A 23,065-nucleotide genomic window follows, 5' to 3' on the forward strand; every position below is an offset into this window, starting at 1 on the left:
TCACTAGGGTCTGCCTTCGAACCTTCGATCGGAAGATCACTGAGAAGAAGGAGCTCGCCTCCGTGGCGTCCCACCGTCGACCCAAGCAGCCGAGCCGCGCTCGTGTGACCGTGCTGACCACCGCCGCCGCAGCAGCCGTGGCCATCAGCTCGCAGGCGGCCAACGCCGCTCCCAGTGAGAAGCCGAGCAAGGACGAGGTCAAGGCCAAGGTCGACAAGCTCTACGAGGAGGCCGAGCAGGCCACCGAGAAGTTCAACGGCGCCAAGGAGAAGCAGGAGAAGCTCCAGAAGGAGATCTCCACGATCCAGGACAACGTGGCGCGCGGCCAGGAGGACCTCAACGAGCTGCGCGAGGGCATAGGCCTGGCGGCCGCCGCCCAGTACCGCACCGGCTCCATCGACTCCTCGGTCCAGCTGTTCCTCTCCGCGGACCCGGACGACTACCTCGACAAGGCCTCCACGCTCGACCAGTTGAGCGGCCAGCAGGTCGAGTCGCTGAAGAAGATCCAGGACAAGCAGCGCGAACTCGCCCAGGACCGCGCCGAGGCCACCGAGAAGCTCAAGGACCTCGCCGCCACCCGCACCGAACTGGGCAAGAAGAAGCAGGAAGTCCAGGACAAGCTCGGCGAGGCGCAGAAGCTCCTCAACTCGCTGACCGCCGCCGAGAAGGCCGCCCTCGCCCAGGAGGAGGCCCGCGCCAGCCGCTCCTCCGCCGACCGCGTCGACCTCGGCAACGCCGCCACCGGCTCCGGCCGCGCGATGGCCGCCTTCCAGGCCGCGCAGAGCAAGATCGGCTCGCCGTACGTCTACGGCGCCTCCGGCCCGTCCTCCTTCGACTGCTCGGGCCTGACCTCCTGGGCCTTCGCCCAGGCCGGCGTCGGCATCCCGCGCACCTCGCAGGCCCAGGCCAACTACGGCACCCGCATCTACAGCCAGTCCGACCTGAAGGTCGGCGACCTGGTCATCTTCTACGGCGACCTGCACCACGTCGGCTTCTACGCGGGCAACGGCCAGGTGCTGCACGCCCCGCGCTCCGGCACGGTCGTCCGCTACGAGTCGATCAACAACATGCCGTACCAGTTCGGCGTCCGGATCTGATCCCCCCGGACCCCCTCAAGATCACGACACCGTGCCGCCCGAACGGGCGAATCCCCACGACGTGAACTGACCGCACGCCCCGCCCATGACCTGCGTCATAGGCGGGGCGTCACTGTGCGTGCGCACGGCGGTCGTTGGTCGGTGCCCCGTCGCGGGGCTATGGTCTGCCGCGTTTCCCCCTCGCCGGGGAACGTCCCTGTCCGCCAGCGGAAGGAGCGCGGCTTCCCGTGGGGTCCCATCGTCGCCTTGTACCGTCCGGGTTCGACCGGGGCGCGTCCACCGCGCTCTGCGTCCTGTCCGCCACCGCCGCGGCCCTGGGGGCCGTCCCGGCCCTGGCCGCGCCGCACGACGACCCGCGGGGCGAGGTGGACCGCCTCTACGAGGAGGCCGAGCGGGCCACCGAGGCGTACAACAAGGCCGACGAGCGCGCGGACTCGCTGCGCGAGGAGGTCGGCCTCGCCCGGGACCGGATCGCCCGCCAGCAGGAACGCATCAACTCCATGCGGGAGTCGCTCGGTTCGCTGGCCGGGGCGCAGTACCGCTCCGGCGGCCTCGACCCCTCGCTGGCCCTGCTGTTCTCCGACGACCCGGACGACTACCTCGACAAGGCGGCCGTCCTGGACCGGATCACGGTCCGTCAGGCGGGCGAGCTGAAGGACCTTCAGGACGCGATGCGCGAGATCGCCCAGGACCGCGCCGAGACCTCCCGCAAGCTCGGGGAGCTGGAGCGCAGCCGCAAGACCGTCGCGGCCCACAAGCGGACCGTCGAGGGCAAACTCGCCAAGGCCCGCGCCCTGCTGAACTCCCTGCCCTCCGCCGAACGCGCCGCCTACGACCGGGCGTCCCGCTCCGGCCGCGAGGGCATGCCGGAACTCGGGAGCGCGGTGCCCGCCTCCGGCCGCGCCGCCAGTGCCATCGCCGCCGCCACCTCCGCCCTCGGCAAGCCCTACGTCTGGGGCGCCAACGGGCCCAGCGGCTTCGACTGTTCGGGCCTGATGCAGTGGTCCTACGCCCAGGCCGGCGTGGCCCTGCCGCGCACCTCCCAGGCACAGCGCTTCGCCGGCCCCCAGGTGCCGCTCTCCCAGGCGCAGCCCGGCGACCTGGTCACCTACCGCTCGGACGCCAGCCATGTGGGCATGTACGTGGGCAACGGCCAGGTGATCCACGCGCCCTACCCGGGGGCGCCGGTGCGCTACGACCCGGTGGGGATGATGCCGGGCGCGACGGTGACCAGGGTGTGACGGAGGTCTGACCCTCGCGGGCCGAGCCCCGTACGATCGCGGCATGGCTGGTCGACGGCGGGTGCCCGGGTCCGGTGGGGTGGTGGCGCTCTGCCTGCTCCTCGTCGCGCTCGTGGCCTGCGGCGGCCGGACCGGCGCCGATCCCGCCCGTGAGTCCGTGCAGCGGGTGCTGGACCGGCGGGCGGAGGCGATCGTCGGGCACGACGAGTCGGCCTTCGTCCGCACCGGCGCGCAGAGCTGGTTCGACCAGCTGCGCGAGGTGCCGTTCGCCCAGTGGTCCTACCGGGTGACCGGCCTCAGACGGGAGGGCGACGAGGCCACCGCCGAGGCGGAGCTGCTCTACCGCATCCGGGGCCTGGACCGCGCCCCGGTCACCGTGGCCCGCACGCTGGACCTCAGCCTGGACGCGTCCGGCGACTGGTACGTCGAGGCCGAGCGGCCCGCCGACCGGACCGCGGAACAGCTGTGGGACCAGGGCCGGGTGGAGCTGGTCCGGGGCAGGTGGGGGATCGTGCTCGGGGTCGGCCAGTCCGCCGGGCGGATGACCGCCTACGCCGACCTCGTCGACCGGGCCGTCCCCGCGGTGACCCGCGCCTGGGGCACCGGGTGGCCGCGCCGGACCGTGGTGCTCGTGCCGGAGTCGCTGGAGGGGATGGCGGGGCTGCTCGGCTCGCCGGCCTCCTCGTACCGCGGGATCGCCGCCGTGACCACCGGCGAGACCGGCACCCCCGAGGACGCGCCCGCCGACCGGATCATCCTCAACCCGGTCGCGTACGGCGTCCTGGGCCGGAGCGGCAAGCAGGTCGTGCTCACCCACGAGACCACCCATGTCGCCACCCGCGCCCACACCGGACCCGCCACCCCGCTGTGGCTCTCCGAGGGGTTCGCCGACTGGGTCGGCTACCGGGAGACCGGGCGCACCCCCACGGAGGCCGCTCCGGAGCTGTGGCAGGCGGTCACCGGGGGACAGGTGCCGGCGGGGCTGCCGACCGACGACGACTTCGCCTTCAGCGGGGACTCGGCCGGGCTGGCACGGGCCTACGAGAGCGGCTGGACGGCCTGCCGGATGATCGCGGACCGCTGGGGCGAGGCCGCGCTGCGGGAGTTCTACCGGGCCGTCGGCGCGCACGGGAAGCGGGCGGGCGCGGTCGAGGGGGCCATGGCGGAGGTGCTCGGACTCTCCGTGGAGGAGTTCACCGGGCAGTGGCGGGAGTACCTGCGCACACAGTTCGCCTGACCCGGCACCCCGAGCACTCGGGGCCCGGTTCAGGAGGCGAGGGGGGTCTCCTTGCCGCGGCTCGCCTGGGCCGGCAGCCGGGGGCGGGCGGGCCGGGTGACCGTGGAACGCCACAGGACCCGGGCGGCCAGCACCGTGGCCAGCACCAGCAGGCCGTTGCGGACGAGGAGGAGGGTGATCCCGAGGCCGTCGCTCGCGACGACGTGCGCGAACCAGACCGGGAACTCCAGCACCGTCGCCAGACAGGCCGCCAGCACCAGACAGACCGGCAGGCCCATCCGGCTGCCCCGGAAGCACCAGCACACCGCCGCCAGGCCGACCAGCCACACCATGTACTGCGGGCTGATGACCCGGCTGGTCGTGGTGAACATCAGCACCGCCACGAAGGCCGCGTCGGCCAGGGTGTGCGGCAGGAACCGGTTCGCCCGCAGCCGCCACAGCAGCAGCCAGCCGAAGGCCAGCGCGCTCAGGACCAACGCGACCGTGGAGACGACGTCCACCCACGGGCCGAGGAACTCCACCGAGCCGTAGTTCAGCAGCACCTGCCCCTCCCAGCCGAAGTGCCGGGCCACATGGAAGACCAGCGCGCCCAGCGACTCCACCTCGGTGCCGCGGTCCCGCTGGAAGGTCAGGAACGCGAAGGCGCCCGGCATCGCCAGCGCGAACACCCCCGCCAGCACACCCGCGGTGACCACGGCCGACAGCCACGCCGAGCGCCTGCGGGCGGCCACCAGCAGCAGCACCGGCCACACCTTCAGCAGCGCCGCGAACGCCGTCAGCGCGCCCATCGTCCTCGGGCGCCGGGCGCCCGCGAAGAGCGCGGCCACCGCCACCGCGGTCACCATCACGTCGTAGCGTGCGTACACCGTGGGGCCCAGCAGTGCGACGCCCACCGTCCAGACCCAGGCGCCGCGCAGGGTGCGGCCCGGGCGCGGGCCCGCGTACAGCAGCATGGCGAGGACGGCCAGGTCGGCGGTGAAGGCCAGGACGAAGAAGGCGGAGGCGTAGTCCAGGTAGAACAGCAGCGCGGGGGAGAGGATCGCCAGGGCCGCGGCGGGCGGGTACTGCCAGGTGACGTCGTCCTGCGGGAACGTTCCGGTGCGCAGCACCTCGTACCAGCCCCGGTAGATCACCGACACGTCACTGGTGACGTCCGGGCCCGGGAAGACGTGCACCTTGAACACGAGGAGCAGCAGGGCCACCCTGGTCAGGGCCCAGATCCCGAGCAGGCCCGCCAGGGACCACCGTGTGCCCGCCGTCTTCACCCAGGTCCCCTGACGTCCGCGTTCGCGTTGAGGGGAACATGATGTCCCGGGAAGCTGTGGGTCGGCCACCGGCGCGGCTGTGACGCGCGGTACGGGGCGCGAGGCCGCCTCCGATAGGGTCGGGCCCGATGCACAAGACGCTCATCGTGACGAACGACTTCCCGCCCCGCCCCGGCGGCATCCAGGCCTTCCTGCACAACATGGCCCTGCGGCTGGACCCGGAGCGGCTCGTCGTCTACGCCTCCACCTGGAAGCGCGGCCGTGAGGGCGCCGAGGCGACCGCCGCCTTCGACGCCGAGCAGCCCTTCACCGTCGTACGCGACTCCACCACCATGCTGCTTCCGACGCCGGGCGCGACCCGGCGGGCGGTCGGGCTGCTGCGCGAGCACGACTGCGCCTCCGTGTGGTTCGGTGCCGCGGCCCCCCTCGGGCTGATGGCCCCGGCGCTGCGCAGGGCGGGTGCCCGGCGGCTGGTCGCCACGACCCACGGCCACGAGGCCGGCTGGGCCCAGCTGCCCGCCTCGCGTCAGCTGCTGAGGCGGATCGGGGACGCCACGGACACGGTCACCTACCTCGGCGAGTACACCCGCTCGCGGATCGCGGACGCGCTGAGTCCGGCGGCGGCCGAGCGGATGGTCCAGCTGCCCCCGGGCGTCGACGAGAAGACCTTCCACCCGGGGTCCGGCGGTGCCGAGGTGCGCGCCCGCCTCGGTCTGACCGACCGCCCGGTCGTGGTGTGCGTCTCCCGGCTGGTCCCGCGCAAGGGCCAGGACACCCTGATCCTCGCGATGCCCCGGATCCTGGCGAAGGAACCGGACGCGGTGCTGCTGATCGTGGGCGGCGGCCCGTACGACAAGGAGCTGCGCAGGCTGGCCCGGGAGACCGGGGTGGCCGGCTCGGTCCGCTTCACCGGCTCCGTCCCCTGGTCCGAGCTGCCCGCCCACTACGGCGCCGGGGACGTCTTCGCGATGCCCTGCCGCACCCGCCGGCGCGGGCTGGACGTGGAGGGCCTGGGCATCGTCTACCTGGAGGCCTCGGCGACCGGACTTCCGGTGGTGGCGGGCGACTCCGGCGGCGCGCCGGACGCGGTGCTCGACGGCGAGACCGGCTGGGTGGTCCGCGGCGGCTCCCCGGAACAGGCGGCGGACCCGATCATCGCCCTGCTCGGCGACGCGGAGCTGCGCCGGCGGATGGGCGAGCGGGGCCGCGCGTGGGTCGAGGAGAAGTGGCGCTGGGACCTGCTGGCGGAGAAGTTGAAGACGCTGCTGTAATGCCTGCCGCCGGGGTAGGCGGAAGGAAATAATCCGCCCATGCTCCGGACATGACAGCAAAACTGATGCAGCGTCAGCTGACGAGACGTCACATATTGGGCATGGTGGCCCTGCAGACGGCCGCCGCGTCCGGTCTCACCCGCATCGGTCTCCAGTCGGCGTCGGCAGTCGAGCCGGCCGCCGTGGACAACGCCCCCGCGATCGTGGTCGGTTCGGGCTACGGCAGCTCCGTCGCCGCCCTCCGCCTCGGCCGGGCGGGAATCCGTACGATCGTCATCGAGATGGGCCGGCTGTGGAACACACCCGGCCCCGACGGCAAGGTCTTCTGCCCCACCACCACCCCCGACCGGCGCTCGATGTGGTTCCGCACCCGCACCGAGGCCCCGCTGGCCACCTTCCTGTGGCTGGACCTCGTCAACAAGGACATCAGCCCCTACCCCGGCGTCCTGGACCGCGTGCACTTCGCGAACATCTCGGTGTTCGTGGGCCGCGGGGTCGGCGGCGGCTCCCTGGTCAACGGGGGCATGGCGGTCACCCCGCTCAAGTCGTACTTCGAGGAGCAGTTCCCCTCCGTCGACTCGGACGAGATGTACGGCACCTACTTCCCCCGGGCCCGCTCCATGCTCGGCGTCAACAGCATCGACCCGGCGTGGTTCGAGTCCAGCGAGTGGTACCGCTACACCCGGATCTCCCGCAAGCACGCCACCAACGCCGGGCTGAGGACCACCTTCGTGCCGAACGTCTACGACTTCGGCCACATGCAGCGCGAGGCGGCCGGCACCGCGCCCCGCTCCGCGCTCGCCGGAGAGGTGATGTACGGCAACAACCACGGCAAACGCAGCCTGGACAAGTCCTATCTGGCCGCCGCGCTCGGCACGGGGAACGTCACCATCCACACCCTGGAGCGGGCGACCTCGATCCGCCGGGCCGCGGACGGCACGTACCTGCTCACCGCCCAGCGCATCGACGAGACCGGCGCGGTCGTCGAGACCAAGGAGTACAACTGCACGTACCTCTTCCTCGGCGGCGGCAGCGTCGGCACCACCGAACTCCTGCTGCGCGCACGGGAGACGGGCACCCTGCCCGACCTCGACGCGAGCGTCGGCACCGGCTGGGGCACCAACGGCAACGTGATGCTCGGGCGGGCCAACCACCTGTGGGACACGGTCGGCGTGAACCAGTCGACGATCCCGATGATGGGCATCGACGACTGGGCGAACACCGACAACCCGGTCTTCGCCGAGATCGCCCCGCTGCCCATGGGCCTGGAGAACTGGGTGAGCCTCTATCTGGCGATCACCAAGAACCGGGAACGGGCGTCGTTCTCCCTCTCGGGCGGCTCACTGGCGCTCGACTGGACCCCGGCACAGAGCGCCGTCTCGTCCGCCATGGCCAAGAAGCTCTTCGACCGCGTCAACCGGGCCAACGCCACGATCTACCGGTACGACCTGTTCGGCTCGCCCAGCCGGGCCTTCGCCGACGACTTCACGTACCACCCGCTGGGCGGCTGCGTGCTGGGCCGGGCCACCGACCCCTACGGCCGAGTGAAGGGATACTCCAAGCTGTACGTCACCGACGGCTCACTGGTGCCCGGCTCGCTCGGGGTGAACCCGTTCGTGACGATCACCGCGCTCGCCGAACGCACGATGGCGCGGGTCCTCGTCGAGGACACCGCGCCATAGGCGAACCCGCAGGTCGGCTCACTTCGCGTAGATCGACTCGATCTCCTGCGTGAAGTCCTTCGCCACCACGTTCCGCTTCAGTTTCAGCGACGGCGTCAGGTGGCCCGACTCCTCCGTGAACTGGGAGGACAGAATGCGGAACTTCCGCACCGATTCCGCTTTGGACACCGCGGCGTTGCCGTCGTCGATCGCCGACTGGATCGCGGCCTGAAGGTCGGCGTCCTGAAGCAGCGACGCCGCGGTGGCATCCGCGGGCTTGCCGTGCTCGGCGGCCCAGCGGCCCAGGAACTCCTCGTCGATGGTGACCAGCGCGGCCACGAACGGCCGCCCGTCGCCCACCACCATGCACTCCGCGACCAGCGCGTGCGCCCGGATCCGGTCCTCGATCACGGCCGGGGCGACGTTCTTGCCGCCCGCGGTGACGATGATCTCCTTCTTGCGGCCGGTGATCCGCAGATAGCCGTCCTCGTCGAGGGTGCCGATGTCACCGGAGTGGAACCAGCCGTCGGCGAGCGCCTCGGCGGTGGCCGCCGGGTTGTTCCAGTACTCCTTGAAGATGTGCTCGCCGTGCAGCAGCACCTCGCCGTCGTCGGCGATGCGCACCACCGAGCCCGGCAGCGGCTGGCCGACCGTGCCGATCTTCTGGCGGTCCCACGGGTTGAAGGCGGTGGCGGCACAGGTCTCGGTCAGGCCGTAGCCCTCCAGGACCGTGAAGCCCATGCCGCGGAAGAAGTGCCCGAGGCGCTCGCCCAGCGGGGCGCCGCCGGAGATGGCGTACTCGCCCCGGCCGCCGAGGACCGCGCGCAGCTTGCCGTAGACCAGCCGGTCGAAGACCTTGTGCTTGATCCGCAGGCCGATCGACGGACCCGAGGGCGTGTCCAGCGCGCGGCTGTAGGCGATGGCCGTGTCGGCGGCCTTGTCGAAGATCTTGCCCTTGCCGTCCGCCTGCGCCTTGGCCCGCGCCGAGTTGTAGACCTTCTCGAAGACCCGCGGCACGCCGAGGATCAGCGTCGGCCGGAACTCGGCCAGCTCGTCGGTGAGGTTCTTGATGTCGGGCAGACAGCCCAGCTTGATCGGCGCGATCATCGGGGCGATCTGCACCAGCCGGCCGAAGACATGGGCGAGCGGCAGGAACAGCAGCACCGAGCACTCACCGGTGCGGAACAGCGGACGCAGCCGCTCGACGACGTTGCCGCACTCGGCGAAGAAGGAGCGGTGGGTCAGCACACAGCCCTTGGGGCGGCCGGTGGTGCCGGAGGTGTAGACGATCGTCGCCGGGTCGTCGGCCTTCGCCAGCGCGCTGCGCTCGTCGACCGCCTGGTCACCGACGTCCTGGCCGAGCCGGGCCAGCTCCTCGATGCCGCCGCCCTCGATCTGCCACAGGTGCTTCAGGGCGGGCAGCCGGTCGCGCACCGACTCCACGGCCGCGGTGTGGTTGTCCAGCTCCGTCAGGATCGCGGTCGCGCCCGAGTCGTCGAGGATCCACTGCACCTGCTCCGGCGAGCTGGTCTCGTACACCGGCACGGTGATCGCGCCCGCGGACCAGATCGCGAAGTCCAGCAGGGTCCACTCGTAGCGGGTGCGGGACATCAGGGCCACCCGGTCGCCCGGCTGGATGCCCGAGGCGATGAGGCCCTTCGCGGCGGTGCGCACATCGGCGAGGAAGGCCGTGGCCGTGACGTCCTGCCAGCTGCCGCCGACCTTGCGCGCGATGACGGCGACATCGGGATGCTGCGCGGCGTTTCGGCGGACGATGTCGGTCAGATTGCCGTCCGCGGGGACCTCGTACAAAGCCGGAAGGCTGAACTCGCGCAAGAGTGCTGCTCCTCATAGGGCGCCGGCGCCACGACATTGTGTGATGCGACGGTGGGGTCCAAGGCTCGGGCAGGTGCTCGGGCGTTTCAGTGGCTGAAAACCTGAGCACGACTGGACTGCCCGGACGTTACCCGTCGGTATGGCTTCTTCGACAGGGGGTCCCGACGAGATGTTCGCTGCGTCACACGGATCGGTACCGCATGAATGGGTGGTTCTGCGCGCACAGTAGTCGACCGCTCCGAGGACTAGCCAGTAACCGCAGGTCCGGCCGCCACTGTTCACGCATGCCGCACACGCTTACGCTTGATCGCCATGGCATCCACACCAGCCGGCAGCGGCAGGACGCGCGTTCATGTGGTCAGCGACGTGCACGGCAACGCCCGTGACCTGGCCCGGGCCGGCGACGGCGCGGACGCCCTGATCTGCCTGGGTGACCTGGTCCTCTTCCTCGACTACGCGGACCACTCCCGCGGCATCTTCCCCGACCTCTTCGGCGAGCGGGCCGCCGACCGCATCGTCGAACTGCGCACCGCCCGCCGCTACGACGAGGCCCGCGAGTTCGGCGCCCGGCTGTGGGCCGGCATCGGCGCGGACCGCGGCGCGGTCATCGAGAAGGCGGTGCGCAAGCAGTACGCCGAGCTGTTCTCGGCCTTCCCGACACCGACGTACGCCACCTACGGCAATGTCGACATGCCTCCCCTGTGGCCCGAGTACGCCGGCCCCGGCACGACCGTCCTCGACGGACAGCGGGCCGAGATCGGCGGCTGGACCTTCGGTTTCGTCGGCGGCGGCCTGCGCACCCCCATGCGCACCCCGTACGAGATCAGCGACGAGGAGTACGCGGCGAAGATCGAGGCCGTCGGCGAGGTGGACGTGCTCTGCACCCACATCCCGCCGGAGGTGCCCGAACTCGTATACGACACCGTCGCCCGGCGCTTCGAACGCGGCAGCAGGGCCCTGCTGGAGGCGATCCGGCGCACCCGCCCCCGCTACTCCCTCTTCGGCCACGTCCATCAGCCCCTGGTGCGCCGGATGCGGATCGGGTCGACCGAGTGCGTGAACGTGGGGCACTTCGCCGGGAGCGGGAAGCCCTGGGCGCTGGAGTTCGGCGGGTCGGGTGCGCGGTAGCCTTCACGCTGCACACGTGCGCATGACCGCGTGCGCACGAGTACGACCTACCGGCCCGCATCTGGAGGAGCCACGGCGATGGCGGAACACACCAGCTCGAGCATCACGATCGAGGCGGCACCGGCCGATGTGATGGGGGTGATCGCCGACTTCGCCCGCTACCCGGACTGGACCGGCGAGGTGAAGGAGGCGGAGGTGCTGGCCAGCGACGGCCAGGGCCGCGCCGAGCAGGTGCGCCTGGTGATGGACGCCGGCGCCATCAAGGACGACCAGGTGCTCGCCTACACCTGGACCGGCGAGCACGAGGTGTCCTGGACGCTGGTGAAGTCCCAGATGCTGCGCTCGCTGGACGGCTCGTACATCCTCAAGCCGGCCGGTGCCGGCACCACCGAGGTCACCTACGTACTGACCGTCGACGTCAAGATCCCCATGCTCGGGATGATCAAGCGCAAGGCCGAGAAGGTCATCATCGACCGGGCCCTGGCCGGCCTGAAGAAGCGCGTGGAGACGGCCGCCCGGTAGCCAAGCGCACCGCGGCCGCGCCCCGACGGTCTACCGTTCACCCTCATGCGCACCATCCTGATCACCGGGCCGGGCGGCAGCGGCCGGACGACCGTCGCCGCCGCCACCGCGCTCGCCGCCGCCCGCGCCGGCCGGCGCACCCTCCTGCTGGGCGCCGACCGCGCCGACACCCTCGGCGCGGTCCTCGGCACGGCCACCGGACCCGAACCGGTCCCGGTCGAGGAGCGGCTCACCGCCTGGCGGCCGGACGCCGCCGCCGGGTTCCGCGACGACCTCGCGGCCTTCCAGGAACGCGCCACCACCGCCCTCGACCTCCTCGGAGCCTCCCGGCTCGACCCCGAGGAGGTCACCCCCCTGCCGGGCGCCGACGAACTGACCCTGCTGCGCGCCCTGCGCGACGCCGCCCTCTCGGAGAAGCACGACCTCCTCGTCGTCGACCTCCCCGCCACCCCGCACGCCCTCGCCCTGCTCTCCCTCCCCGAGGAACTCCGCCGCTACCTGCGCCGGCTGCTCCCGCCCGAGCGGCAGGCGGCCCGCGCCCTGCGCCCCATGCTCGGACGGCTGGCCGGCGTCCCCATGCCCGCCGAGTGGCTGTACGAGACCGCGGCCCGCTGGGACCTGGAGCTGGCCGCGGTGGAGGCCGTCGTCGCCGACCGGCGCACCACCGTCCGCCTCGTCGCCGAGCCGGGACCGGCCGGCGCCGACGCCGTCCGGGACGCCACCCTCGCCCTGGCCCTGCGCGGACTGCGCCCCGACCTCCTGGTCGCCAACCGCACCGCCCCCGAGGACTGGCCCGCCGGACTCGTCGCCCAGCAGCGCAAGACGCTGGAGGAGTGGCGGGACGCCCACGAGCTGGCCGTCGTCCCGCACCTCGGCCACGACCCCCGGGGCGCCGAGGACCTCACCGCGCTCGCCGTCCCGCCCGCCGCCCCCGAGCGGGCCGCCGTCAACGGCCGTCCCGCCACGGTCGAGTGGCCCGTCACCGACCACCGCGCCGAGGACGGCGTCCTCGTCTGGCACATCCCCCTGCCCGGCGCCATACGCGACGACCTCGACCTCGTCCGCCGCGGCGACGAACTCGTCGTCACCGTCGGCCCCTTCCGCCGCATCGTGCCCCTGCCGTCCGCCCTGCGCCGGTGCACCGTCGCCGGAGCCGCCCTGCGCGACGGCGAGCTGCGCATCCGGTTCGCCCCCGACCCCGGGCTGTGGCCCGGGACCCGGTGAACCCGGTACGCCCGTTCGGGTAACGTCGGAGGGACGAACCGTAGTCAGGAGTCCGTCATGAGCGAAGAGCTCCCGCAGCCCGAGGCCGCCGGCCAGGAGGCGGTCGACGAGGTACGGGCCACCGACGCCGACGCGTGGGCGACGGCGTGCGCCGAGGATCTCGCCTCGGAGCGGGCCCGCCACCGCGACCGGCACGGGCCGCCCCCCGGCTCCGCCGCCGAGGAGCTGCGCAAGCTCGTCGACGCCGTCAGCGACAAGCTGTCCACCCTGCAGTCCCCGCTGCTCGGCGCGGTCGCCGGACCCGCCGCCCAGCAGGTCGTCCGGCAGGTCGTGCAGCAGGCGAAGGCCGCCGTGGAACCCGTCATCGAGCGCAACCCGGACGTCTTCGACCACCTCGCGGCGGCCGGGAACGAACTCCTCGCCGCCTACCGCTCGGCCGTGCAGGCCCAGGAGCGGAACTGGACCGCGGGGGACGACCGGGGCCCCGACGGACGCCGTGACCGGGGGGACGAATCCGGTCCAGGGGAACGCATCGACTTGGATTAAAGCCCCCTCGGGTACGGTTGGCCATAGCGGGGCTCGACCGAACTGAGGGATTCATGGGACTCACCATCGGCGTCGACATCGGCGGTACCAAGATCGCGGCCGGTGTGGTCGACGAGGAAGGCAACATCCTCTCGACCCACAAGGTGCCGACCCCGGGCACGCCCGAGGGCATCGTGGACGCCATCGCCTCCGCCGTGGAAGGTGCGCGCGCCGGGCACGAGATCGTCGGCGTGGGCATCGGGGCCGCCGGGTACGTCAACCGCCAGCGCTCGACGGTCTACTTCGCACCCAACATCGACTGGCGCCAGGAGCCGCTCAAGGAGAAGGTCGAGGCCCGCGTGGGCCTGCCGGTCGTCGTGGAGAACGACGCCAACGCCGCCGCCTGGGGCGAGTACAAGTTCGGCGCGGGCAAGGGCCACCGCAACGTCATCTGCATCACGCTCGGCACCGGCCTCGGCGGCGGCATCATCATCGGCAACAAGCTGCGCCGCGGTCACTTCGGCGTGGCCGCCGAGTTCGGCCACATCCGCATGGTCCCGGACGGTCTGCTGTGCGGCTGCGGCTCGCAGGGCTGCTGGGAGCAGTACGCCTCCGGCCGCGCCCTCGTGCGGTACGCCAAGCAGCGCGCCAACGCCACCCCGGAGCGGGCCGAGGCCCTCCTCGGGCTCGGCGACGGCACCCCCGACGGCATCGAGGGCAAGCACATCTCCATGGCCGCCCGCCAGGGCGACCCGGTGGCGGTCGACTCCTACCGTGAGCTGGCCCGCTGGGCCGGCGCCGGTCTCGCCGACCTCGCCTCGCTCTTCGACCCCTCGGCGTTCATCGTCGGCGGCGGACTCTCCGACGAGGGCGACCTCGTCCTCGACCCGATCCGCAAGTCGTACAAGCGCTGGCTGGTCGGCGGCAACTGGCGGCCGGTGGCCGACGTGATCGCCGCCCAGCTGGGCAACGAGGCGGGCCTGGTGGGCGCCGCGGACCTGGCGCGGGAGCCCGACCCGGTCATGTGACGCGCTTGACGGGGCGCGAGGCCGACGGTCCTCGCGCCCCGAGCAGGACGGCGTACATTGATCGACATGGCGTCCGACGGTTCAGCCCTCGTCCGAGTCCTGAGCTACAACGTCCGCTCCCTGCGGGACGACCCCCACGCCCTGGCCAGGGTCATCCGGGCGTGCGCACCGGATCTCGTGCTGGTGCAGGAGGCCCCCCGGTTCTTCCGCTGGCGCAAGAAACTGGCCCGGCTGGCCCGCGCGGCCGACCTGGTCATCCTCACCGGGGGCGCCACCGCGGCCGGACCGGCCGTCCTGTGCGGTCTGCGCGCCACCGTCGAGCGCACCGAGGACGTCCTCCTCCCGCTCACCCCGGGGCAGCACCGGCGCGGCTTCGCCACCGCCGTCGTCCGCTTCGGCGGCGCCCGGCTCGGGGTCCTCAGCTGCCACCTCAGCCTCCACCAGCAGGAGCGCTACGAGCAGGCCGGGATGCTCCTGGACCGCCTGGCCGGGCTGGGCGTGGAGCACGCCGTCGCGGGCGGAGACCTCAACGAACGCCCCGGCGGGCGCACCTTCGGCCGACTCACCGGCACCCTCCAGGACTGCTGGGCCACCGCCCCCAGCGGCGGCGAGCACACCTGGACCCGGAGCGGGCCGCACAGCCGGATCGACGCGATCTTCGCCACCCGGGGTGTCGAGGTCCTCGGCTGCGGGGTGCCGCTGGACCTGCCCGGCGTCACGGACCCGGATCTGAGGGCGGCCACCGACCACCTGCCGGTCCTCGCCACCCTCAGAGTCCCGGCAGGTTAGGGCCCTCTTTCGCCGGCTGCGCTAGACGACCGCTCCCCGCCCCGGATCGTCGTCGTCCTCGTCGTGCGGGCGCATCCGCATCACCAGCGTGGCGAAGCCGCCCAGGAAGCCGCCGATGCCGAGCGTCGTCAGCCACCACGTCATGTCCCAGCTGAGCAGCACCGAGAGCAGCAGCAGTACCGGACCGCCGAGCACGGCCAGCCACGCGAACTTCGCCGTGGTGTCCGCGGCGGGCAGCGGCTCCGGCTCCGGCGGGACGAAGTGCCCCTCGTCGTCCTCGTCCAGGTCCTCCTCGGACGGCTCGGGCGCGGTGTAGTCGCGCGGGCCGACGCCCGGCGCGAAGGTCACGGAGGCGCCCAGGGGAGCGGCCGGCTGCTTCTCCTCCGGCTTCTCCTCGGGCTGTTCCTCGTCGTTGGTCTCGACCTCCAGGAGGGCCAGGTCCTCCACCGACTTGAACGGCTTGGAGCCGGGCGGGTCCGGCGGCTCGTCGCCGTACCCGGCGACGATGGCCGCCCACGCGGCGTCCTCGTCGAAACGGGCACCCTGGTCGTCCGGCTCGCGATCCTCGCGGTCGGAGTCGTGCTCAGCCACCTACGGCCGTCCCTTCCTTGCCGAGACTGGGTGCGAGCCGGGTCATGAACGCGTGGCTCTCCGCGAAGATCCGGTCCGCGTCATGGTCCAACGTCGCTACGTGGTAGCTCTGTTCCAGCACGATCTCGGTCACGTCCGTCGAGGAGACCCGGCCGAGCACCCGCGCCGAGTCGGCCGGCGGCACCACATGGTCGTGGAGGCTGTGCAGGAGCAGCAGCGGCTGCGTGACCTGCGGAAGCTCGCCGTCGACCCGCCGCAGGAAGTTCCGCAGGGAGTGCGCCGCGTGCAGCGGCACCCGGTCGTAGCCGACCTCCTCGCTGCCCTCCTTGGCGATGTCGCTGGCGATGCCCTTCGTGGAGGGGACGAGGTGCCGGACCACCGGGAGGGCGCGCGCGGCCGCGCCGTGCACCTTGTTGGCGGGGTTGACCACGACCACGCCGTCGATCGCGTCGCCGTGCTTCGCCGCCAGCCTCAGCGCCAGGGCGCCGCCCATCGACAGCCCCACCACGAAGAGGTGCGAGGAGCGCTCGCGCAGGGCGGCCAGCTCGCGGTCCACCTCCGCGTACCAGTCCTGCCAGCCGGTCAGGCGGAGGTCCTCCCAGCGGGTGCCGTGCCCGGGCAGCAGCGGGAGCGAGACGGTCAGTCCGCGCGCGGCGAGGTACTCCGCCCACGGGCGCAGCGACTGCGGGGAACCGGTGAAGCCGTGGCAGAGGAGCACCGAGACCTCGCCGCCCTCGTGGCGGTACGGCTCGGCTCCAGGAAGGACCGGCACCTTCGGTCTCCTGTTCATGAGGTCGGTTACAGGTACTTCACCGTACGCGACCGCACTGACACCGACCAGGGTCGTCGGGGTCTTTGACGGTGCTCCGGGTTAAGGTCTGATCGACAGACACAGGAGGCACTCGGTTGTTGTACGGCGCGATGAAGGTCGCTGTTGGGGGACCGCTCAAGGTTGCTTTCAGACCATGGGTGGAGGGCCTGGAGAACATTCCCGCCGAAGGTCCCGCGATCCTGGCGAGCAACCACCTCTCCTTCTCGGACTCGTTCTTCCTGCCCGCTGTCCTGGACCGCAAGGTCACGTTCATCGCGAAGGCCGAGTACTTCACCACCCCCGGAGTCAAGGGCCGGCTGACGGCCGCGTTCTTCAAGGGTGTCGGCCAGCTCCCCGTGGACCGCTCGGGCGCCCGCGGCGCGGGCGAGGCGGCGATCAAGAGCGGCATAGACGTGCTGGAGCGCGGTGAGCTCTTCGGGATCTACCCCGAGGGCACCCGCTCGCCCGACGGCCGGCTCTACCGGGGCAAGCCCGGCGGCCTGGCGCGCGTGGCGCTCGCCACCGGGGCGCCGGTCATCCCCGTCGCCATGATCGACACCGAGAAGATCCAGCCACCGGGGAAGGTCGTCCCCAAGCTGATGCGTCCGGGCATCCGGATCGGCGAGCCGCTGGACTTCAGCCGCTACCAGGGCATGGAGCACGACCGCTTCGTGCTGCGCGCGGTGACCGACGAGGTCATGTACGAGATCATGCAGCTCTCCGGCCAGGAGTACGTCGACATCTACGCCACCGCCGCCAAGCGGCAGATCGCGGAGGCGGCGAAGGCCGAGAAGGAGGCGGAGAAGGCGGCCCGGGCCGCCGCCGCCCAGGCCGACCAGGACCGGGCCGACAAGGAACGGTCCGAGTCCTAGGGACGGCGGGTCGCGAACGAGGGGCGGGGAGTTGACCACGCGCGAGCGGGTTCTGAGGATGTCGGTCGAGCAGCCGCTGTGGCGTGCGCTCATGGGCTACCGGGTCCTCACCCTGGTGTACGCGGTCGGCCTGTTCGTCAGCGCCTACGACGAGTTCGCCCGCCCCTGGATCGCCATCGGCTACTTCGCCGTACTGACCGTGTGGACGTTCGCCACCCTGCCCAGGGTCGCGAGCGCCGCCGCCTGCGGCCGGCGGTTCCTCGCCGCCGACCTCACGATCGCGCTGGCCGGCATCCTGCTGACCCGGGTCGCCGACTCGGCCGCGCACATCGAGGCGGGCAGCCCGACGCTGCCGTCGATCTGGACCGCAGGGTCGGTGCTGGCCTTCGCGATCAAGGGCGGCTGGCGGTGGGCGGCCTTCGCCTCCACCCTGGTCGCCGTCGCCAACCTGGTGCACCGCGGCTCCCCGACCCGGGACACCGTCCACGCGGTGATCCTGGTCTGGGTCGCCTCCATCGCCATCGGCTACGTCGTCGAGGTCGCCCGCGCCTCCGAGCGCACCCTCGCCCGGGCCCTGGAGATCGAGGCGGCCACCAGGGAGCGCGAGCGGCTCGCCCGGGACATCCACGACAGCGTGCTCCAGGTGCTCGCCATGGTGCAGCGGCGCGGCGCCGTCATCGGCGGCGAGGCCGCGGAGCTGGGCCGGCTCGCCGGCGAGCAGGAGATCGCGCTGCGCACCCTGGTCTCCGGCGGCCTCACCCCCGTGTCCCGGGTGTCGGAGGACGCCGCCGAGGGCGCGCTCGTACGGGCCGTGGAGGAGGCGGACGACGACGGCCCGCTGGACCTGCGCGCACTCCTCGCCCCCTACGCCGCCTCCCGGGTCAGCCTCGCCGAGCCCGGCGCGCCCGTGGAACTGCCGCCGGCCTCCGCGCGGGAGCTGGCCGCGGCCGTGGGGGCGGCGCTGGACAACGTCCGCAGGCACGCGGGCGAGCAGGCGCGGGCATGGATCCTGGTGGAGGACGAGCCGGACTCGGTCGTCGTGACCGTCCGGGACGACGGACCGGGCATCCCCGAGGGCCGGCTCGCGCAGGCCGAGGGCGAGGGGCGGCTCGGGGTCGCCCAGTCCATCCGGGGCCGGCTGCGGGACATCGGGGGCAGCGCCGAACTGATCTCGGTGCCCGGGCAGGGCACCGAAGTCGAACTGAAGGTACCGAAGCAGAGGTCCCGGGGGATCCGATGAGTGAGCAGTCAAGCGTCCAGATCAAGGTCATGGTGGTCGACGACCACCCGATGTGGCGGGACGCCGTCGCGAGGGACCTCGCCGAGTCCGGGTTCGACGTGGTCGCCACCGCGGGCGACGGCGAGCAGGCGGTGCGCCGCGCCAAGGCGGCGGCGCCCGACGTCCTGGTCCTCGACCTCAACCTGCCCGCCAAGCCCGGCGTCCAGGTCTGCAAGGAACTCGTCGCCCACAACCCTGCGCTGCGCGTCCTGGTGCTCTCCGCGAGCGGGGAGCACGCCGACGTGCTGGAGGCCGTGAAGTCGGGCGCCACCGGCTACCTGCTGAAGTCGGCGTCCACCGAGGAACTGCTGGACGCGGTCCGCCGTACCGCCGTCGGCGACCCGGTCTTCACCCCGGGCCTGGCCGGTCTCGTCCTCGGCGAGTACCGCCGCCTGGCCTCCGAGCCCGCCCCGGCCGACCGGGACACCGACCAGCCGGGCGCCCCGCAGCTCACCGAGCGGGAGACCGAGGTGCTGCGGCTGGTCGCCAAGGGCCTGAGCTACAAGCAGATCGCCGAACGCCTCGTCATCTCCCACCGCACGGTGCAGAACCACGTCCAGAACACCCTCGGCAAGCTCCAGCTCCACAACCGCGTCGAACTCGTCCGCTACGCCATAGAGCGCGGGCTCGACGACGTCTAGAGGCACTCGTAGGCCAAACGCCCCACGATTCACCGGAATTGCCGCACCGACCCATCCCGCTGTGACCTGGATCACTATTAGCGTGGCCTCACCAGGAAACCGCGGCGAAGGGACAATTCCATGCGGGTCGGAGTACTGACCGGAGGCGGTGACTGCCCCGGGCTCAACGCCGTCATCCGGGCCGTCGTCCGCAAGGGCGTTCAGGAGTTCGGCTACGACTTCACCGGCTACCGGGACGGCTGGCGCGGTCCGCTCGAGGGCGACACCGTGCGTCTCGACATCCCCGCCGTACGCGGCATCCTGCCCCGGGGCGGCACCATCCTCGGCTCCTCGCGCACCAACCCCCTCCAGCAGGAGGACGGTATCCGGCGGATCAAGGAGAACCTGGCCAAGCAGGAGGTGGACGCGCTCATCACGATCGGCGGCGAGGACACCCTCGGGGTCGCCGCCCGGCTGTCCGACGAGTACGGCGTGCCCTGCGTCGGCGTCCCCAAGACCATCGACAACGACCTCTCCGCCACCGACTACACCTTCGGCTTCGACACGGCCGTCGGCATCGCCACCGAGGCCATCGACCGGCTGCACACCACCGCCGAGTCCCATATGCGGGTCCTCGTCGTGGAGGTGATGGGCCGTCACGCCGGCTGGATCGCCATCCACTCCGGCCTCGCGGGGGGCGCCAACGTCATCCTCATCCCCGAACAGCGCTTCGACATCGAGAAGGTGTGCGCCTGGGTGACCTCCCGCTTCAAGGCGTCGTACGCGCCCATCGTGGTCGTCTCCGAGGGCGCGATGCCCCGGGACGGCGACATGGTGCTCAAGGACGAGTCCCTGGACGCCTTCGGGCACGTCCGGCTCTCCGGGGTCGGCGAGTGGCTGGCCAAGGAGATCGAGAAGCGCACCGGCAAGGAGGCCCGCACGACCGTCCTCGGGCACGTCCAGCGCGGCGGCACCCCGAGTGCCTTCGACCGCTGGCTCGCCACCCGCTTCGGGCTGCACGCCATCGAGGCGGTCCGGGACGGCGACTTCGGCAAGATGGTCGCGCTGCGCGGGACGGACATCGTCCGGGTCCCCATCGCGGAGGCCACGGCACGGCTGAAAACGGTCGATCCGGCGCTGTACGACGAGGTCGGGGTCTTCTTCGGCTGACCCGGCGGCACCCGGCCCAGGGCCGTAATGTGGCCCGTAGCCGATCAGAACGGGAGCAGTCGTGGAGATTCTCGCCTTTGGGGTCCAGGCGGAGGAGAAGCCCCTGATCGAGCGGGGTTTCGCCGGCCATCACGACGTCCGCTGCCTGGACGTCTTCCTGAGCGAGGACACCGCACCCATCGCGGCCGGCTACGAGGCCGTCTCCACCAGCGTCAACGCCGACCTCGGCGGCCGCGTCCTGGAGATCCTCGCGGCCGGCGGCACCCGGCTGGTCGCCCAGCGCTCCACCGGCTTCAACAACATCGACCTCGCCGTCGCCGAACGGCTCGGCATGACGGTCGCCCGGGTCTCCTACTACTCGCCGTACTCCGTCGCCGAGTTCGCCTGGACCCTCGCCATGGCGGTCAACCGCCGTGTCGTCCGCGCCTCCACCCGCACCCGGGACTTCGACTTCCGGCTGGACGGGCTGATGGGCCGCGACATGCACGGCCGCACCGCGGGCGTCCTCGGCACCGGGAAGATCGGCGAGTCGTTCGCCCGCATCGCCCACGGCTTCGGCATGAAGCTGCTCGGCTGGGACATCGCCGAGAACCCCGCCTGCATGGAACTCGGCATGAGGTACGTCCCCAAGGACCAGCTCCTCGCCGAGTCCGACCTGGTCAGCCTGCACGTCCCGCTGATGCCCGAGACGTACCGGCTGATCGACGCGGGCGCCCTGAAGGAGATGCGGGACGACGCGATCCTGGTCAACTCCAGCCGCGGCGGCCTGATCGACACCGCGGCCCTGGTCACCGAACTGCGCGCCGGCCGCTTCACCGGCGTCGGCCTCGACGTCTACGAGGCGGAGGCGGGCCTGTTCTTCCTCGACAAGTCGCTGGAGGCGATCGAGGACGACACCCTGGCCCGCCTGGTCACCTTTCCGAACGTCCTGGTCACCTCCCACCAGGCGTACTACACCGAGGACGCCGTCGGCCAGATCGTCGACGCCACGGTGAAGAACGTCCGGGACTACGTGGCCGGCCGCCTCTCGGAGAACGTGCTGGTGCCGCGCAACTGAGCCATCAGCTCACGGACGATCGCCGCGCCGTCCAGCGTCAGCACCGACTCGGGGTGGAACTGCACCCCGGCGAATCCGCGCCCGCGCAGCGCGTGCACCTCGTGCGTGGCGCTGCGGCTGACCTCCACGCCGTGCGCGGCCAGCTCCCGGGCCGCCTCCTCGTCGCAGCGCGCCACGAAGCTGTTGTAGAAGCCCACGGTCTCCGGGCGCCCGAACAGGTCCACCGTCGTCTGCGCCCCCTGGTACGGCACCTCCTTGCGGACGATCTCCAGACCCAGCTCGGCCGCGATCAGCTCGTGCCCGAGGCAGACCCCGAGCACACCGTGCCGGTGCTCGCGCAGCACGGTCGCGGTCAGCTCCCGCAGGAACCGCATCTTCGCGTCGGCCCGGTCCCCGGGGTCGCCCGGGCCCGGGCCGAGGACCAGCGGGCCCGGGTGGGCGAGGACCGCCCCCCGCAGCCCCGGCTCGTCGTAGCGCCGGACGGTCACCTCCAGACCGGCCGCCCGCAGGACGTGCGCGAGCATCGCGGTGAAGGTGTCCTCCCCGTCGACCACCAGCGCGTGCCCGGACAGTTCCCCGCTCCGCTCCTGCATCCGCAGCCAGAACGGCGCGAGGGAGGCCCGCCGCCCGTCCAGCGCGGCCCGCACCCGCGGATCGTCCGCCAGCCGCGGCCGTACGGCGTCCGCGTCCGGGCGGCCCTCCCGCACCCCCAGCGCGGCCAGCACCCCCGCCGCCTTCGCGTGGGTCTCGGCGACCTCGCCCGCCGGGTCCGAGCCGCGCACGAGCGTCGCGCCGACCGGGACCCGCAGACGCCCGTCCCGGGAGACGTCGGCGGTGCGGATGAGGATGGGGGAGTCCAGGGTCTGCGCGCCACCGGAGTCCCGGCCCACCAGGGCCAGCGCGCCGGCGTAGTAGCCGCGCCCCCCGCTCTCGTACCGCTCGATGACCCGGCAGGCGTTCTGCACGGGCGAGCCGGTGACGGTGGCCGCGAACATGGTCTCCCGCAGCACCTCCCGCACGTCCAGCGAGGATCTGCCGCGCAGCTCGTACTCGGTGTGCGCGAGGTGGGCCATCTCCTTCAGCCGCGGCCCCACCACGACCCCGCCCATGTCGCCGACGGTGCACATCATCTTGAGCTCCTCGTCGACGACCATCGACAGCTCCTCGATCTCCTTGCCGTCGGCGAGGAAGTCCAGCAGACGCTCCGGTGTCGGACCCTCGGCCGGGTAGCGGTAGGTCCCGCTGATCGGGTTCATCACGACCGTGCCGCCGGACATCCGCACATGCACCTCGGGGCTCGCCCCGACCAGCGTGCGCTCCCCGGTGTGCACGACGAACGTCCAGTACGCCCCCCGCTCGCCCTCCAGCAGCCGCCGGAACAGCGCGAGCGCGTCGGCGCGGGAGAAGCCCGGGATGTGCCCCTCGTAGGTCCGCCGGATCACGAAGTTCGCGCCCTCGCCCCGGCCGATCTCCTCGCGCAGCACCCGCCCGACGGTCTCGGCGTACTCCTCGTCCGCCACGTCGAAGGCGCCGCCCTCGACGCGCACGTCGTGCGACGGGAGCAGGCGCAGGGCCTCGGCGAGCGGGACGCCGAAGGACTCCTCCGGGACGAGCGCGGTCAGCGGGGTGCCGTCGTCGCGGACGTCGAAGCCGCGCTCGCGGATCTGCCGGAAGGGGACCAGCGCGAGGCACTCGTCGGGCAGGTCGGCGAGGCGGTCGTGGTCGGCGACCGGGCCGACCAGGACCTCGATCAGGTCGTGGTCGTGCCCCGGGGTACGGCGGCGCAGCAGGGCGAACGGGCGGGGGTCGTCGAGCAGGTCCAGCAACTGCATGGGTCCGTC

The 23,065-nt window shown here is 72.3% G+C and carries 21 protein-coding genes; 16 read left to right on the forward strand and 5 right to left on the reverse strand.

What is annotated here, in order from left to right:
• The first annotated feature begins 62 nt into the window (after positions 1–62).
• The 3 genes from ABT296_RS13660 (at position 63) to ABT296_RS13670 (ending at position 3,575) form a co-directional block, all read left to right on the forward strand.
• A complete protein-coding gene (locus tag ABT296_RS13660) occupies positions 63–1,097 on the forward strand; it encodes an NlpC/P60 family protein (protein ID WP_351926625.1) in 1,035 nt (344 codons plus the stop codon).
• A gap of 227 nt (positions 1,098–1,324) precedes the next feature.
• Positions 1,325–2,338 (forward strand): C40 family peptidase, encoded by a 1,014-nt coding sequence (locus ABT296_RS13665; protein ID WP_351926627.1) that lies wholly within the window; start codon positions 1,325–1,327, stop codon positions 2,336–2,338.
• Between the two features lie 43 nt (positions 2,339–2,381).
• The gene (locus ABT296_RS13670) at positions 2,382–3,575 is read left to right on the forward strand and encodes a hypothetical protein (protein WP_351926629.1); all 1,194 of its coding nucleotides are present in this window, start codon (positions 2,382–2,384) and stop codon (positions 3,573–3,575) included.
• A gap of 29 nt (positions 3,576–3,604) precedes the next feature.
• Here ABT296_RS13670 and ABT296_RS13675 read toward each other — a convergent pair whose 3' ends face one another.
• Positions 3,605–4,840, reverse strand: coding sequence for a glycosyltransferase 87 family protein (locus ABT296_RS13675; RefSeq protein ID WP_351926631.1), 1,236 nt, complete (start codon positions 4,838–4,840; stop codon positions 3,605–3,607).
• 128 nt (positions 4,841–4,968) lie between these two features.
• Here ABT296_RS13675 and ABT296_RS13680 point away from each other — a divergent pair, with 128 nt between their 5' ends.
• A complete protein-coding gene (locus ABT296_RS13680) occupies positions 4,969–6,111 on the forward strand; it encodes a glycosyltransferase family 4 protein (RefSeq protein ID WP_351926633.1) in 1,143 nt (380 codons plus the stop codon).
• Positions 6,112–6,161: 50 nt separating this feature from the next.
• The gene (locus tag ABT296_RS13685) at positions 6,162–7,793 is read left to right on the forward strand and encodes a GMC oxidoreductase (protein WP_502977242.1); all 1,632 of its coding nucleotides are present in this window, start codon (positions 6,162–6,164) and stop codon (positions 7,791–7,793) included.
• Between the two features lie 18 nt (positions 7,794–7,811).
• Here ABT296_RS13685 and ABT296_RS13690 read toward each other — a convergent pair whose 3' ends face one another.
• Positions 7,812–9,608: an AMP-dependent synthetase/ligase gene (locus ABT296_RS13690; protein WP_351926635.1), complete on the reverse strand. Its 1,797-nt coding sequence runs from the start codon at positions 9,606–9,608 to the stop codon at positions 7,812–7,814.
• Between the two features lie 312 nt (positions 9,609–9,920).
• On the opposite strand from ABT296_RS13690, the gene ABT296_RS13695 reads away from it, so the two are divergent.
• The 6 genes from ABT296_RS13695 (at position 9,921) to ABT296_RS13720 (ending at position 14,824) form a co-directional block, all read left to right on the forward strand.
• On the forward strand, positions 9,921–10,736 hold the full coding sequence (locus tag ABT296_RS13695) for a metallophosphoesterase family protein (protein ID WP_351926637.1): 816 nt from the start codon (positions 9,921–9,923) through the stop codon (positions 10,734–10,736).
• Between the two features lie 78 nt (positions 10,737–10,814).
• Positions 10,815–11,258, forward strand: coding sequence for an SRPBCC family protein (locus ABT296_RS13700; protein ID WP_351926639.1), 444 nt, complete (start codon positions 10,815–10,817; stop codon positions 11,256–11,258).
• 45 nt (positions 11,259–11,303) lie between these two features.
• A complete protein-coding gene (locus ABT296_RS13705) occupies positions 11,304–12,482 on the forward strand; it encodes an ArsA family ATPase (protein WP_351926641.1) in 1,179 nt (392 codons plus the stop codon).
• A gap of 57 nt (positions 12,483–12,539) precedes the next feature.
• A complete protein-coding gene (locus ABT296_RS13710; protein ID WP_351926643.1) occupies positions 12,540–13,028 on the forward strand; it encodes a DUF5304 domain-containing protein in 489 nt (162 codons plus the stop codon).
• Between the two features lie 53 nt (positions 13,029–13,081).
• Positions 13,082–14,035: an ROK family glucokinase gene (locus ABT296_RS13715; RefSeq protein ID WP_351926645.1), complete on the forward strand. Its 954-nt coding sequence runs from the start codon at positions 13,082–13,084 to the stop codon at positions 14,033–14,035.
• Between the two features lie 66 nt (positions 14,036–14,101).
• Entirely contained in the window at positions 14,102–14,824 is a 723-nt protein-coding gene (locus ABT296_RS13720) for an endonuclease/exonuclease/phosphatase family protein (protein WP_351926647.1), read from the forward strand.
• A 21-nt stretch (positions 14,825–14,845) separates the two neighbouring features.
• Here ABT296_RS13720 and ABT296_RS13725 read toward each other — a convergent pair whose 3' ends face one another.
• Positions 14,846–15,415, reverse strand: coding sequence for a hypothetical protein (locus ABT296_RS13725; protein WP_351926650.1), 570 nt, complete (start codon positions 15,413–15,415; stop codon positions 14,846–14,848).
• Positions 15,408–16,187 (reverse strand): alpha/beta hydrolase, encoded by a 780-nt coding sequence (locus ABT296_RS13730; protein WP_351927030.1) that lies wholly within the window; start codon positions 16,185–16,187, stop codon positions 15,408–15,410. The genes ABT296_RS13725 and ABT296_RS13730 overlap by 8 nt, the downstream gene beginning before the upstream one ends.
• Positions 16,188–16,336: 149 nt before the next feature.
• Here ABT296_RS13730 and ABT296_RS13735 point away from each other — a divergent pair, with 149 nt between their 5' ends.
• The 5 genes from ABT296_RS13735 (at position 16,337) to ABT296_RS13755 (ending at position 21,224) form a co-directional block, all read left to right on the forward strand.
• The gene (locus tag ABT296_RS13735; RefSeq protein ID WP_351927032.1) at positions 16,337–17,098 is read left to right on the forward strand and encodes a lysophospholipid acyltransferase family protein; all 762 of its coding nucleotides are present in this window, start codon (positions 16,337–16,339) and stop codon (positions 17,096–17,098) included.
• 31 nt (positions 17,099–17,129) lie between these two features.
• The gene (macS, locus tag ABT296_RS13740; RefSeq protein WP_351926652.1) at positions 17,130–18,338 is read left to right on the forward strand and encodes a MacS family sensor histidine kinase; all 1,209 of its coding nucleotides are present in this window, start codon (positions 17,130–17,132) and stop codon (positions 18,336–18,338) included.
• Positions 18,335–19,018: a response regulator gene (locus ABT296_RS13745; RefSeq protein ID WP_351926654.1), complete on the forward strand. Its 684-nt coding sequence runs from the start codon at positions 18,335–18,337 to the stop codon at positions 19,016–19,018. The genes macS and ABT296_RS13745 overlap by 4 nt, the downstream gene beginning before the upstream one ends.
• A 120-nt stretch (positions 19,019–19,138) precedes the next feature.
• Positions 19,139–20,167: a 6-phosphofructokinase gene (locus ABT296_RS13750; protein WP_351926656.1), complete on the forward strand. Its 1,029-nt coding sequence runs from the start codon at positions 19,139–19,141 to the stop codon at positions 20,165–20,167.
• 61 nt (positions 20,168–20,228) lie between these two features.
• Complete coding sequence (locus tag ABT296_RS13755; RefSeq protein ID WP_351926658.1) at positions 20,229–21,224, forward strand: 2-hydroxyacid dehydrogenase; 996 nt, start codon at positions 20,229–20,231, stop codon at positions 21,222–21,224.
• On the opposite strand, the gene ABT296_RS13760 is transcribed toward ABT296_RS13755, so the two are convergent.
• A complete protein-coding gene (locus ABT296_RS13760; protein ID WP_351926660.1) occupies positions 21,176–23,056 on the reverse strand; it encodes an anthranilate synthase family protein in 1,881 nt (626 codons plus the stop codon). The genes ABT296_RS13755 and ABT296_RS13760 overlap by 49 nt on opposite strands.
• Positions 23,057–23,065: the final 9 nt, after the last annotated feature.

This window comes from Streptomyces sp. NPDC000983, assembly GCF_040299205.1.
Classification (GTDB): Bacteria; Actinomycetota; Actinomycetes; order Streptomycetales; family Streptomycetaceae; genus Streptomyces.

What these genes read in the sequence shown, in the direction of transcription:
- ABT296_RS13695 (WP_351926637.1), top strand. Translation starts at nt 9,921, where the DNA reads ATGGCATCCACACCAGCCGGCAGCGGCAGGACGCGCGTTCATGTGGTC.
- ABT296_RS13735 (WP_351927032.1), top strand. Translation starts at nt 16,337, where the DNA reads ATGAAGGTCGCTGTTGGGGGACCGCTCAAGGTTGCTTTCAGACCATGG.
- ABT296_RS13720 (WP_351926647.1), top strand. Translation starts at nt 14,102, where the DNA reads ATGGCGTCCGACGGTTCAGCCCTCGTCCGAGTCCTGAGCTACAACGTC.
- ABT296_RS13750 (WP_351926656.1), top strand. Translation starts at nt 19,139, where the DNA reads ATGCGGGTCGGAGTACTGACCGGAGGCGGTGACTGCCCCGGGCTCAAC.
- ABT296_RS13745 (WP_351926654.1), top strand. Translation starts at nt 18,335, where the DNA reads ATGAGTGAGCAGTCAAGCGTCCAGATCAAGGTCATGGTGGTCGACGAC.
- ABT296_RS13715 (WP_351926645.1), top strand. Translation starts at nt 13,082, where the DNA reads ATGGGACTCACCATCGGCGTCGACATCGGCGGTACCAAGATCGCGGCC.
- ABT296_RS13685 (WP_502977242.1), top strand. Translation starts at nt 6,162, where the DNA reads ATGACAGCAAAACTGATGCAGCGTCAGCTGACGAGACGTCACATATTG.
- ABT296_RS13680 (WP_351926633.1), top strand. Translation starts at nt 4,969, where the DNA reads ATGCACAAGACGCTCATCGTGACGAACGACTTCCCGCCCCGCCCCGGC.
- ABT296_RS13760 (WP_351926660.1), bottom strand. Translation starts at nt 23,056, where the DNA reads ATGCAGTTGCTGGACCTGCTCGACGACCCCCGCCCGTTCGCCCTGCTG.
- ABT296_RS13705 (WP_351926641.1), top strand. Translation starts at nt 11,304, where the DNA reads ATGCGCACCATCCTGATCACCGGGCCGGGCGGCAGCGGCCGGACGACC.
- ABT296_RS13670 (WP_351926629.1), top strand. Translation starts at nt 2,382, where the DNA reads ATGGCTGGTCGACGGCGGGTGCCCGGGTCCGGTGGGGTGGTGGCGCTC.
- ABT296_RS13700 (WP_351926639.1), top strand. Translation starts at nt 10,815, where the DNA reads ATGGCGGAACACACCAGCTCGAGCATCACGATCGAGGCGGCACCGGCC.
- ABT296_RS13710 (WP_351926643.1), top strand. Translation starts at nt 12,540, where the DNA reads ATGAGCGAAGAGCTCCCGCAGCCCGAGGCCGCCGGCCAGGAGGCGGTC.